Source organism: Aminobacter niigataensis (assembly GCF_946995915.1).
Taxonomy (GTDB): Bacteria; Pseudomonadota; Alphaproteobacteria; order Rhizobiales; family Rhizobiaceae; genus Aminobacter; species Aminobacter niigataensis.
Genome location: NZ_OX341517.1, coordinates 4074969 through 4087398 on the forward strand (window position 1 = coordinate 4074969; position 12430 = coordinate 4087398).

13 protein-coding genes are annotated in these 12430 nt (G+C 64.4%); 6 read left to right on the forward strand and 7 right to left on the reverse strand.

Going from position 1 to position 12430, the window contains the following annotated elements; genetic code table 11:
- Positions 1-2: 2 nt before the first annotated feature.
- Together pdxA and rsmA are read left to right on the forward strand one after the other, a co-directional pair.
- Positions 3-1025, forward strand: coding sequence for a 4-hydroxythreonine-4-phosphate dehydrogenase PdxA (gene pdxA / locus O1Y97_RS19885; protein WP_318762117.1), 1023 nt, complete (start codon positions 3-5; stop codon positions 1023-1025).
- Positions 1022-1858: a 16S rRNA (adenine(1518)-N(6)/adenine(1519)-N(6))-dimethyltransferase RsmA gene (gene rsmA / locus O1Y97_RS19890; protein ID WP_183262181.1), complete on the forward strand. Its 837-nt coding sequence runs from the start codon at positions 1022-1024 to the stop codon at positions 1856-1858. The genes pdxA and rsmA overlap by 4 nt, the downstream gene beginning before the upstream one ends.
- Before the next feature lie 11 nt (positions 1859-1869).
- Here rsmA and gmk read toward each other — a convergent pair whose 3' ends face one another.
- The 7 genes from gmk to fabD all read right to left on the reverse strand — a co-directional run bounded on the left by gmk (position 1870) and on the right by fabD (position 8249).
- Positions 1870-2523: a guanylate kinase gene (gmk, locus tag O1Y97_RS19895; protein WP_318762118.1), complete on the reverse strand. Its 654-nt coding sequence runs from the start codon at positions 2521-2523 to the stop codon at positions 1870-1872.
- 3 nt (positions 2524-2526) lie between these two features.
- Positions 2527-3417, reverse strand: coding sequence for a YicC/YloC family endoribonuclease (locus tag O1Y97_RS19900; RefSeq protein ID WP_318762119.1), 891 nt, complete (start codon positions 3415-3417; stop codon positions 2527-2529).
- 62 nt (positions 3418-3479) lie between these two features.
- Complete coding sequence (gene mltG / locus O1Y97_RS19905) at positions 3480-4682, reverse strand: endolytic transglycosylase MltG (protein ID WP_318762120.1); 1203 nt, start codon at positions 4680-4682, stop codon at positions 3480-3482.
- Positions 4683-4790: 108 nt separating this feature from the next.
- Positions 4791-6053: a beta-ketoacyl-ACP synthase II gene (gene fabF / locus O1Y97_RS19910; RefSeq protein WP_183262187.1), complete on the reverse strand. Its 1263-nt coding sequence runs from the start codon at positions 6051-6053 to the stop codon at positions 4791-4793.
- Positions 6054-6082: 29 nt separating this feature from the next.
- Positions 6083-6319, reverse strand: coding sequence for an acyl carrier protein (locus O1Y97_RS19915; RefSeq protein WP_055978681.1), 237 nt, complete (start codon positions 6317-6319; stop codon positions 6083-6085).
- A 197-nt stretch (positions 6320-6516) separates the two neighbouring features.
- Entirely contained in the window at positions 6517-7254 is a 738-nt protein-coding gene (gene fabG, locus O1Y97_RS19920; RefSeq protein WP_108608703.1) for a 3-oxoacyl-[acyl-carrier-protein] reductase, read from the reverse strand.
- Between the two features lie 53 nt (positions 7255-7307).
- Positions 7308-8249, reverse strand: a complete 942-nt coding sequence (gene fabD / locus O1Y97_RS19925; RefSeq protein WP_318762121.1) for an ACP S-malonyltransferase — start codon at positions 8247-8249, stop codon at positions 7308-7310.
- A 441-nt stretch (positions 8250-8690) separates the two neighbouring features.
- On the opposite strand from fabD, the gene O1Y97_RS19930 reads away from it, so the two are divergent.
- From O1Y97_RS19930 to rplI, 4 genes are all read left to right on the forward strand, one after another.
- Complete coding sequence (locus O1Y97_RS19930) at positions 8691-10547, forward strand: LTA synthase family protein (protein WP_318764247.1); 1857 nt, start codon at positions 8691-8693, stop codon at positions 10545-10547.
- A gap of 306 nt (positions 10548-10853) precedes the next feature.
- Positions 10854-11342 carry a 30S ribosomal protein S6 gene (gene rpsF / locus O1Y97_RS19935; RefSeq protein WP_108608706.1) on the forward strand — a complete coding sequence of 163 codons (489 nt, stop codon included), beginning with the start codon at positions 10854-10856 and terminating at the stop codon, positions 11340-11342.
- Positions 11342-11590: a 30S ribosomal protein S18 gene (gene rpsR, locus O1Y97_RS19940; protein WP_018427106.1), complete on the forward strand. Its 249-nt coding sequence runs from the start codon at positions 11342-11344 to the stop codon at positions 11588-11590. The genes rpsF and rpsR overlap by 1 nt, the downstream gene beginning before the upstream one ends.
- 206 nt (positions 11591-11796) lie before the next feature.
- Entirely contained in the window at positions 11797-12375 is a 579-nt protein-coding gene (rplI, locus tag O1Y97_RS19945; protein WP_108608707.1) for a 50S ribosomal protein L9, read from the forward strand.
- Positions 12376-12430 lie beyond the last annotated feature (55 nt).

Consider the following 12430-nt stretch of genomic DNA (forward strand, 5'->3'; position numbering starts at 1 on the left):
TCGTGGGCTCGCATGGTGCCCCTCTGGCGCTGACTGTTGGCGATCCCTCAGGTATCGGCCCCGAAATCGCAGTCGCCGCCTGGCAGCTGCGCAACGAAGCGGACGTGCCCGCCTTCTATCTCCTCGGCGACCCCGCTTTGGTCGCCGCACGCGCTTTGGCGCTGGGCGTCGAAATCCAGATCGCAGAGACCGACCCGGCCAATGCCGCCGGGCAGTTCGCAGATGCGTTGCCGGTCATGCCGCTTGCCGCCACGCTGGTCGACGCGCCGGGCCAGCCCGACAAGCAGAACGCCGCCGGCATCATCGAGGCGATCGACCGTGCCGTGATGGACACGTTCGAAGGCCGCGCCGCTGCCGTCGTCACCTGCCCGATCGCCAAGAAGCCGCTCTATGACGCCGGCTTCCGCTTTCCCGGCCATACCGAATACCTCGCCCACCTCGCGAGCCAGAGGACCGGCTCCGCCGTCATGCCGGTCATGATGCTTGCCGGGCCGGAGCTTCGCGCCGTGCCCGTCACCATCCACATCGCGCTTGCCGACGTGCCGAGGGCGCTTACGACCGAGGCGATCATCGAGACCACCCGCATCACCGCGCATGACCTGCGCACCCGTTTTGGCATCGCCAGGCCGCGCATCGCCGTTTCGGGCCTCAATCCGCATGCCGGCGAAGGCGGTGCGATGGGCCATGAAGACGAACGCATCATCCGCCCGGCGATCGAGGCGCTGAAGGCGGAAGGTATCGACGTCTTCGGTCCCCTGCCCGCCGACACCATGTTCCATGCCCGCGCCCGCGCCGGCTACGACGCCGCCATCTGCATGTACCACGACCAGGCACTGATCCCGGCCAAGGCGCTGGCTTTCGACGAGACGGTCAACGTCACGCTCGGTCTGCCCTTCATCCGCACCTCGCCCGACCACGGCACCGCCTTCGACATCGCCGGCAAGGGCATTGCCCGGCCAGACAGCCTGATCGCAGCGCTGAAGCTGGCGCGCCGGCTGGCGGACGTTGGGGGCAAGTCATCATGAGTGCGGCCACCAGCATCGACGGCCTGCCGCCGCTTCGCGACGTCATCGAGCGCCACGGCCTGCAGGCCAAGAAGGCGCTCGGCCAGAATTTCCTGCTCGACCTCAACCTGACCAGCAAGGTGGCGCGGGCTGCCGGTGATCTCACAGGCGTCACCGTCATCGAGGTCGGCCCCGGCCCCGGCGGGCTGACACGGGCGCTGTTGATGAACGGCGCCAGGCGCGTCATCGCCATCGAGCGCGACGAACGCTGCCTCGCAGCACTGGCCGAGATTTCCAACCATTATCCGGAACGGCTGGAAGTGGTCTCGGGCGACGCGCTGAAGACCGATTTCGCCGCGCTCGCCGGCGGCGAGCCGACAAAGATCGTCGCCAACTTGCCCTACAACATCGGCACCGAACTGCTCGTCCGCTGGCTCACCGTCCAGGACTGGCCCCCGTTCTATCAATCGCTGACCTTGATGTTCCAGCGCGAGGTCGCCGAACGCATCGTGGCGAAGCCGGCGAGCCCGGCCTTCGGCCGCCTCGGCGTTCTCGCCGGCTGGCGCACCGACGCACGCATTGCCTTCGATGTGCCGCCACAGGCCTTTACCCCGCCACCGAAGGTCACTTCGTCCGTCGTACACCTGGAACCGCGTCAGGTGCCTCTGCCAGCCGATGTGAAGGTACTTGGCCGTGTCACCGAGGCGGCCTTCGGCCAACGCCGCAAGATGCTGCGCCAGAGCCTGAAAAGCATGGGCGGTGAAAGACTCCTGGAAACCGTCGGCATCGACCCGACCCGCCGCGCCGAGACGCTCAGCGTCGAGGAGTTCGTGGCGCTGGCAAAGGCGGTCTGAGCGCCCGTCGCTCAGACCTTCTCGTCGAGCAGCTTCGAAACGAAATCGAACAATCCCGGCCGGCGGTCGCGGCGCAGGCGCTCGGCGGTGACGATCGCCTTGACCGAGGCAAAGGCCTTGTCGAGGTCGTCGTTGACGACGACGTAGTCATAGTCGCGCCAGTGCTCGAGCTCGACACGGGCGTTGTGCAGCCTTGTCTCTATCACCGCATCCTGGTCCTCGGCGCGGCGGCGCAGGCGCGCCTTCAGTTCGCCCATCGACGGCGGCAGGATGAAGATCGAGACGATGTCGGCCCGCATCTTCTCCTTGAGCTGCTCGGCACCCTGCCAGTCGATGTCGAACAGCATGTCGCGACCTTGCGCCATGGCAATTTCGGCCGGCTCGCGCGGCGTGGCATAGTAGTTGCCATGCACCTCGGCCCATTCGAGCAGAGCGTCGGAGTCGCGCAGCCGTTCGAAATCGCGCATCGAGCGGAAATGATAGTGCATGCCGTCGATCTCGCTGCCGCGGCGAGCGCGGGTCGTCACGCTGACCGACAGCTCGAGGCCGGGGTCGCTTTCCAGCAGGTTACGCGCGATGGTCGACTTGCCTGCGCCCGACGGCGAAGACAGCACCAGCATCAGGCCGCGCCGCCTGATGGCGTTTGAAGGGTTCTCGGCGCTCATGCGCTACTCCAGATTCTGAACCTGCTCGCGAAACTGGTCGACCACGGCCTTCAGTTCCAGCCCGATGGCGGTCACTGCGGCGGCGTTCGACTTCGAACATAGAGTATTCGATTCGCGATTGAATTCCTGCGCCAGAAAATCGAGCTTGCGGCCGATTGCGCCACCGCCAGATATCAGCGTGCGTCCCGAGGCGACATGCGTCTTCAGCCGGTCGATTTCCTCGCGAATATCGGCCTTCGTGGCGAGAAACGCCGCCTCCATGTTGAGCCGTGTCTCGTCGAGCGCCGGCGATGCCTCGAGCAGCAGACGCACCTGCTCGGCGAGCCGCTGGCGGATTTGCGCCGGTTCGCGCGACGGATCGGCCTCGGCCCGCAGCGTCAGCGCCTCGATGGTCGCGATATGGCCCGACAGCAGCCCGCGCAGGGCCTCGCCCTCGGCCTTGCGCGCCTCGACGAGGCCGGCAAGGCCAGTCTCCAGGCAATTCATGATCGCCGCATCGATCGCCGCGCGCTGCTCTTCGGTTTCGACCGCCTCGGGCACATCGAAGACGCCGCGCAGCGCCAGCAACCCGTCGGCACTGGCAGGCGCCGCGCCAAATTGCGTGACCAGCCGGTTGGCGAGTTCGGCGACGTCGCGCAGGAACACTTCGTTGATGACGGGCTGGACCATCGAGCCGCTAGCGCGGCTCACTGTCAGGGTTGCCTGCACGTTGCCGCGCGAAAAGCGCTTCTGGATGGCCTGGCGCACCGATGGCTCGAGACGTTCAAAGCCCTGCGGCAGGCGCAGGCGCACTTCCACGATCTTGCCGTTGACCGACTTCACCTCCCAGGCGATGGCGGTTCCGTCATGCTCGGCCGCGACGCGGGCGAAGCCTGTCATGCTCTGCAGGTTCATCTGGCAGCGCGTCCCTGTTCTTGTTGCGCCACGCGGGCTGATGGCCGCGCGGCGAGCCTGTCCTACTTCTTGACGGCGTTCGTCGTCGTGGCGTCTTTCTTTGCCGGATCAGCCTCGCCGGCTGCCTTCTCGTCCTCGACGACCTTGCGCTGGAAGGCGCGCCAGCGCGCGACGTTCTCATTGTGCTCGTCCAGCGTCTCGGCAAAGACATGCCCGCCCGAACCGTCAGCCACGAAATACAGGTCCTTGGTCTTGGACGGATTGGCCACCGCCTCGAGCGAAGCCTTGCCCGGATTGGCAATCGGCGTCGGCGGCAGGCCCTTGATGGTATAGGTATTGTAGGCCGTCGGCTTGTCGATGTCGGAGCGGTAGATCGGCCGGTCGGCGGGCTTACCCTTGCCGCCGAAGATGCCGTATATGATCGTCGGATCCGACTGCAGCCGCATGCCCTTGTTGAGGCGGTTGATGAAGACAGCTGCCACGCGTGAGCGCTCGTCGCCGCGGGCAGTTTCCTTCTCGACGATGGACGCCAGCGTCACGAATTCGTTGATGTCGGCCAACGGAAGGTCCGACGTACGGCGCTGCCAGATGGTCTCGACCAGTTCCTTCTGGTCGGCCAGCATCTTGTTGATGATCTGCTGGCGCGTCAGCCCGCGGGTGAAGCGCTGCGTATCCGCGGCAAGCGTGCCCTCGGCCGGCATCTCCGTCGGCATGTCGCCGGTAAGAGCCTCTTGTTCGGCGATGCGTTTCCAAGCCTGCGCGACGGTCAGTCCTTCCGGGATCGTCAGCGAGTATTGCACCGACTTGCCGCTCTTCAGGAGCTCCATGATCTCGTGCATCGAAGCGCCGGCCTGGATTTCGTATTCGCCGGCCTTCAGCGAGCCGTCGTTGCCGTAGGCGCGCACGCCCATCCGGAAGATGCGCGCATCGCTGATCAACCCGCGCCGCTCGAGCTGGTCGGCGATGTCCTGCACGCCGGTCTTTTCCTTGACCAGGAATGTGCTGGGGACCGCCGACGGGCCCTCGCCGTTGAATTCCTGCTTGCCGAAATAGAGGGCTGCGCCGCCGGCGAGGATCACCAGCACCGCTGTCGACATCACGAAATTCATGAACACGACGATCTGGTTGCGCGAGGCACGCGAACGCTTGGGGGGCGGCGTGCCGATTTCCGGCCGCAACGCTTCCTGCGCTGTCTTAGGAACGATCGGATTTGCCGGTGCGGCGCGCGCAGCACCTTCCCCTTGACCTGGCGTATTCATGCTCATTTTGCCTCGCCACTCCCTCTTGCGTCGAATCCCCGCCGGGAGACTAGAGCCGAATGTGGCAAAAATCGCGGCAAAGAGGGCGTTTAACGCCCCCTTCCCACAGAGTTGTCAGCCGTTGTAGCGCTGGAAGACCAGCGAGGCGTTGGTACCGCCAAAGCCGAAGGAGTTCGACAAGGCGACGTCGACCTGCCGGGAGCGCGGCTTGTTCGGCACGAGATCGATGGCCGTCTCACGCTCGGGATTGTCGAGATTGATCGTTGCCGGCACGATGTTGTCGCGAATGGCGAGGATCGAGAAGATCGCCTCGGCAGCACCGGCGGCACCCAAAAGGTGGCCGATCGACGACTTGGTCGATGACATCGAGACCTTGGAGGCGGCATTGCCGACGAGGCGCTCGACGGCGCCGAGCTCGATCGTATCGGCCATGGTCGAGGTGCCATGGGCGTTGATGTAGTCGATATCCGCCGGCGACAGGTTGGCGCGCTTGAGGGCGGCGGTCATGCAGCGGAAGGCGCCGTCGCCATCCTCGGCCGGAGCCGTGATGTGATGTGCGTCGCCTGTCAGGCCGTAGCCGACAACCTCGGCATAGATCCTGGCGCCGCGCGCCTTGGCGTGTTCGAGCTCTTCGAGCACGACGACGCCTGCGCCCTCGCCCATGACGAAGCCGTCGCGGTCGCGGTCATAAGGGCGCGACGCCCTCTCGGGGTCGTCGTTGCGCCCGGTCGACAGTGCCTTGCAAGCGGCGAAGCCGGCAAGCGACAGGCGTGCCACCGGCGATTCAGCACCACCCGCCACCATCACGTCGGCGTCGCCGAACATGATCAGACGAGCTGCGTCGCCAATGGCGTGCGCGCCGGTCGAGCAGGCCGTGACCACGGCATGGTTGGGGCCCTTGAGCCCGTGCCGGATCGAAACCTGGCCAGAGACCAGATTGATGATCTGGCCTGGAATGAAGAAGGGGCTGATGCGGCGCGGGCCGCGTTCGTTGAGGATCAGCGCGTTTTCGGCGATGCCCTCGATGCCACCGATGCCCGAACCGATCATGACGCCAGTCGCGTTCTGCTCGTCCGGTGTCTTGGGCGCCCAGCCCGAATCCTTCAATGCCTCGTCTGCGGCCGCGATCCCGTAGAGGATGAAGTCGCCGATCTTGCGCAGTTCCTTGGGTTCGAGGACTGCTTCGGGATTGAAGGTATTGTTCGTGCCGTCACCCCTAGGGATGACATTGGCGATCTTGCAGGGGAGGTCTTCGACCTCGAACTCCGTGATCCGCCTTGCGGCGCTACGGCCGGAAAGAAGCTCTTTCCAGCCGTGCTCGTAGCCCATGCCGAACGGTGAAAGCAGGCCAAGGCCCGTGACAACCACACGCCTCATCGCAGGCATCCCTGACAATTCGCGATCGCTCAGGCCGAAGCCTTGTCGATGTACTTCACGGCGTCGCCAACGGTGAGGATGGTCTCGGCCGCGTCGTCGGGGATCTCAACGCCGAATTCTTCTTCGAACGCCATAACGAGCTCGACCGTGTCGAGGCTGTCCGCGCCCAGGTCGTCGATGAAGCTTGCAGCTTCCGTCACCTTGTCGGCGTCGACGCCAAGATGTTCGATGACGATCTTCTTGACGCGCTCTGCGGTGTCACTCATGTGGGCATCCTCAGTCTGGTGTTTGTTAGGTCTTCGTTAGCGGGCGGAATGCCGCTAATCAAGCAGTAATCTGCGCTTTCCCAAGCGCTCGGGCAGCGGTCCGTCTTCGGTCCGGCCACCTGATGGAGCGCGGCAATACACGAAATCTTGACCGCGTCCAAGGCAAAAGGGCCAGTTATCCCGGCCAATCGGCCCAATCAGATCATCGCCATGCCGCCGTTGACGTGAATTGTCTGGCCGGTGACGTAGGCAGCTTCGTCGGAGGCGAGATAGGCGACGGCCGAAGCAACTTCCTTGCCGGTGCCCATGCGCTTGGCCGGGATCGCGGCCATGATCGCCTCTTTCTGCTTGTCGTTGAGCTTCTCGGTCATTGCCGATTCGATGAAGCCGGGAGCGACGCAGTTGACGGTGATGTTGCGGGTGGCGATTTCCTGGGCGAGCGACTTGGAAAAGCCGATCATGCCCGCCTTGGATGCGCAGTAGTTGGTCTGGCCGGGGTTGCCGGTCACGCCGACCACCGAGGTGATATTGATGATGCGGCCATGGCGGCGGCGCATCATCGGATGCGTCAGTTCACGCGTCAGGCGGAACATCGCCGTCAGATTGATCTCGATGACCGAGTCCCAGTCGGCGTCGGACATGCGCACGAACAGGCCGTCCTTGGTGATGCCGGCATTGTTGACCAGGATGTCGACACCTTCGAGTTCGGCCTCGGCCTTCTGGCCCAGCGCCTTGACCTCGTCGCGGTCGGCGAGGTTGGCCGGAAACAGCTTGACGCGGTCACCGAGCTCGTTGGCCAGCGCCTCGAGCTTTTCGACGCGGGTGCCGTGCAGTCCGACGATGGCGCCCTGCGCGTGCAAGATGCGAGCGATTTCCTCGCCGATGCCACCTGAAGCGCCGGTGACGAGTGCCTTGCGGCCGGTCAGATCGAGCATTTTTCCAATCCCTTCCAGAGCACACCCTTCACACGGGTGGGGTCACAGTATGTTTAGACGAGCGCGGCGATTGCCGCCTCGACGTCGGCCGGGTTGTTGACCGCGGCCGTGGCGATGTCCTTGTTGATGCGGCGGGCGAGGCCCGAGAGCACCTTGCCGGCGCCCACTTCGTAGAGCGTGGTGACGCCGTTGTTGCCGAACCATTCGACGGTCTCGCGCCAGCGGACGCGGCCGGTCACCTGTTCGACGAGGCGGGCGGCGATCTCTTGAGGATCGGTGAGCGACTGGACCGAGACATTGGCGACGACCGGGACGATCGGCGCATGCTTCTTCACGCCGGCAAGCGCCTCGCGCATCTTCTCGGCAGCCGGCGCCATCAGCGCCGAATGGAACGGTGCGGAGACCTGCAGCATCAGCGCGCGCTTGGCGCCCTTTTCGGTGCACAGCTTGGCCGCGCGTTCGACCGCCGCCTTCTCGCCGGAGATGACCAGCTGGCCGCCGCCATTGTCGTTGGCGATCTGGCAGACCGAACCCTCGGCTGCTTCGGCGCAAGCCGCGTCGACATCAGCCTGCTCGAGCCCGATGATCGCAGCCATGGCGCCCTGCCCGGCAGGTACAGCGGCCTGCATGGCATCACCGCGAATGCGCAACAGCCGCGCAGCGTCGGCCACTGAAACGAACCCTGCGGCAGCAAGCGCCGAATATTCGCCCAGCGAGTGGCCGGCGACATATGTGACCTTGTCCTTGAGCGACAGGCCGCGTGCTTCGAGCGCCCTGAATGCAGCCATCGAAACAGCCATCAGCGCCGGCTGGGCATTGGCCGTCAGCGTCAGCGTTTCCTCGGGGCCTTCCCAGATCAGCTTCGACAGCTTTTCGCCAAGTGCGTCATCGACCTCCTCGAATACGCGTCGCGCTTCCGGGAAAGCATCGGCCAGTTCTTTGCCCATGCCGACGGCCTGGCTGCCCTGCCCTGGAAAAGTAAATGCAACGGCCATATTCGTCTCCTGGCTGCTGGCGCATCGCCTCAGGCCATTCCGGCCCTTTCGGCGCGATGCGCAGACATAACAAACCGAAGTACGCGTGCCGCCCCAGGGAACGTCGGGCACTCCGGATCGCTGTGGCTCTGGCGCAATGCGCCCTGTCAAGTCAAGCCTTGTGCGCCCCGGGGCCCGAAACGGGCCGAAAATCACACATGATTAAGCCGAAACACGATTTGTTGGCCAACGCTTCTCAATTTTGCCATAAGCCCTAGCTTCTGCATGACAGTTTGATGACGTTCAGGTGACGTTCAGGTGACCGCTGCATGATGAGGCCGTCATAAAGCCGAGGAAGTCGAGTTGGGAAGTGTAGTCGATAAGGCCGCAAGGAGTGTTGAGGACGCGAAGCAGACCGCGTCCGACCGGCGTGCCTATGCCTTGGGCGTACTGCGCTCGGTGATGGTCACGCTCGCCGTTTCGGCGGTGCTGGTCTTCGCCATCGAATACATCGCGCGCGGCTCCTTCGTCGACACGCTCAATTTCTTCCAGCAGCCGTTCAAGCCGAGCTGGACCACGGTGGCGCTCTTTGCGCTGCTGCTGGTGGGCCTCGATGCCTTGCTCGGCCGGCCGCATAACGGCCTGCTGATCGTCGCACCCGTGGCGCTGCTGCTCGCCTTTGTCGGGCATCAGAAGTCGCTCTATCTCGGCGACCCACTCTACCCGACCGACTTTCTCTATGCCCGACAGATCGTCGAACTGATGCCGTTGCTGGTGCGCGAGCGCCCGATGGCCGGCGTCGGCATCGTCGTGGGCCTCGTCACCGGCATTGCGCTCCTTGTCCTTGCCTGGCGCTACTGGCGCCGCCGCATGCCGGCGCTGACGTTCTGGGCACGCATCTCGCGCCTCGCCATCGCCATTCCCGCCCTCGCCTTCTTCGTCTCGATCATGGACTACGCGACCTTCTCGTGGACGCGCGACCGTCTCCAGATCATCCCGATGATGTGGGACCAGAAGGAAAACTACAATTCCAACGGCTTTGCCATCGCGTTTGCGCTCAACGTGCCGATGGCCAAGGTCAAGGCGCCGCACGGCTATTCCGAAAAGGCTGTCGATGCCATCGCCCGGCCGGACCAGGCCGCCGCCGTCCTGCCCGAGGAAAAGCCCGACGTCATCATCGTGATGAGCGAATCCTTCTGGGATCCGACGCGCCTGCCCGGCGTCTCGATCACGCCCGATCCGATCGCAAACGTGCGCGCGGCCCAGTCCGGCCATGTCTTTTCGCCGGAATTCGGCGGCATGACCGCCAATGTCGAGTTCGAGGCACTGACCGGCTTCTCCAACGCCTTCCTGCCGGCGGGCTCGATCCCCTACCAGCAATATGTCCGCGCGCCGGTGCCGTCGCTTGCCACGTTCTTCAAGAGCGAAGGCTACGAGACCAAGGCCATTCATCCGTTCGGCGGCTGGTTCTGGAACCGCGCGCCCGTCTACAAGGCGTTCGGCTTCGACCAGTTCATGTCGGAGGAAAACCTGCCGCTGCTGGCAAAGCGCGGGCCGCTGGTATCCGATGCCGCTCTGACCGAAGAGATCATCCGCGAGGCCGATGCGACCGAGCATCCGTTCTTCTTCTTTGCGGTCTCGCTGCAGAGCCACGGCCCCTACGAGCCGAACCGCTACAGCGACACCACCCACAAGGTCGAGGCGGCAACGTCACCCTGGGCACGCGAATCGATCCTGACCTATGCCGAAGGTGCATCGGACGCCGACCGCAGCCTCAAGCGGCTGATGGACTGGGCCAGCAAGCGCAAGCGCCCGACCGTGATCGCCTTCTTCGGCGACCACCTGCCACCGCTCGGCCCCGTCTATGTCGAGACCGGCTTCATGAACGAACCTGTCGCCAAGCGCAAAGCGGCGATCGGCGAGATGCTGGTCCAGCACGAAACGCCGCTGGTGGTGTGGTCGAACCGGACGGGTGCGGCGCAAAACATCGGCTCGATCAGCCCGGCCTTCCTGCCGCTGCACGTGCTCGAGACCGCCGGAATCAGCCACCCCTACTACACCGGCTTCCTCGGCGACCTGCACGAGCGATTCCGCGTCGTCGACCGCAACGTGCTTCTGCCGAAGGCCGGCGAGTCGGTGTTCGACTGGTCGCGCCAGAAGGAGATCGACCCGTCGATCCGCGATTACCGCTGGCTGCAATACGACATGATGTTCGGCAAGCGCCGCGGCGCCAAGCCGTTCTTCCCGGAGACGGTCGACAAGGTGGTTGCCGACCGCACGCGTTCGCCCCTGTTCCTGCGTCCGCAGGCTCTGGGCTGAGGCCCGAAGCCGCCGAAAGGGCCGATTTCGGCGGGTTTCTTGGTCCCGCCCCTTGCCTTGAAGGCGCTTTGCCTGTAGACGCCCGCCATCTGCCGGTCCCAGCTGGGGGCTGAACGGAGGGCCGGAGGTTTTCTCGAAAGCCGCCGCGTGAAGCGAAAACGCTTCCGCCTCCCGTGTCTCCGCTCTCGACCGTCTCGTCGTGCTCCTTTCTTCTCCTGAGATGGCTTAGGCCTTCGACGGATCAGGGAGGTCGCAGAGGCTCTAGCCGCCGGGACCGGAAGATGGAAACGAAGAAAGGCAAAAACTATGGCTCTTTACGAACATGTGTTTCTTGCCCGCCAGGACCTCTCGCAGCAGCAGGTCGATGCACTTGTCGAACACTACAAGGGTATCATCACTGCAGCTGGTGGATCGGTTGGCCGGGTTGAGAACTGGGGACTGAAGTCCCTCACCTACCGCATCAACAAGAACCGCAAGGCGTACTACACGCTTATGGACATCACCGCTCCGTCGGCTGCCGTCAAGGAAGTCGAGCGCCAGCAGGGCCTGTCCGAAGACATCCTGCGCTTCCTGACCATCAAGGTCGAGGCGCATGAAGAAGGCGTCTCCGCCATGATGCAGAAGCGCGAAGAGCGCTCCGAGCGTGGCGAACGCGGTGGCTTCGGCGACCGTCCGCGCAGCTTCGGCGATCGTGACCGTGGTGATCGCGGCCCGCGCAGCTTCGGCGACCGCGATGGCGGTGGTGACCGTGGCCCGCGCCGTCCGCGCGAAGGTGTTGAAGGGGGTGCAGAATAATGGTCGACATCAATCAGATCCCGACCCGTCGTCCCTTCCATCGCCGCCGCAAGACCTGCCCGTTCTCCGGCGCCAACGCTCCGAAGATCGACTACAAGGACGTGCGTCTGCTGCAGCGCTACATTTCCGAGCGCGGCAAGATCGTTCCTTCGCGCATCACCGCCGTCAGCCAGAAGAAGCAGCGTGAACTCGCCCAGGCGATCAAGCGCGCCCGCTTCCTCGGCCTGCTGCCCTACGTCGTGAAGTAAGACATCCGAAGCGGGCGGTTCGCTGCCCGCTTCCTCCCCCCGCGACGGGCGCGGCCGGGCGAATTTCAAATCCCGGGTTGGACCTCCAAAGAGGACCTAACTGCCGCGACAGGCAGGACAGCGAAACCGGCGGCAACGCCCTTCCCTGCTTCCTTGCCCGTTGAATTTTATTCGCTGCCTTTGCAGCCAACGAAAGGACAAGGAAAATGGACGTCATTCTCCTCGAACGCATTTCCCGCCTCGGCCAGATGGGCGACACCGTCAAGGTCAAGGACGGCTTTGCCCGTAACTTCCTGCTGCCCAAGGGCAAGGCGCTCCGCGCCAACGAAGCCAACAAGAAGAAGTTCGAAGGCCAGCGCGCTCAGCTCGAAGCCCGCAACCTCGAGCGCAAGTCGGAAGCCCAGCAGGTTGCCGACAAGCTTGACGGCAAGACCTTCGTGACCGTCCGCTCGGCTGGTGAAACCGGCCAGCTCTACGGTTCGGTCTCGACCCGCGACATCGCCGACCTGCTGGCCGCCGAAGGCTTCACGGTTGCACGCAACCAGGTCGAGCTCAACCAGCCGATCAAGACCATCGGCCTGACCAACGTGGCGATCTCGCTGCACGCCGAAGTCGAAGTCACCATCACGCTGAACATCGCGCGCACGGCCGACGAAGCCGAGCGTCAGTCGAAGGGCGAGACGCTGACCACTGCCGAAGCCATCTACGGCGACGACATCAACGAAAACGCCCGTCCGGACAGCTTCTTTGATCCGAACGAAGACGGCGAAGGCGACGAGGGCTGATCTCAGCCTCAGTTGTCAGATCCAGTTTTCTGGACCAAGCCCGGGTGGAAACACC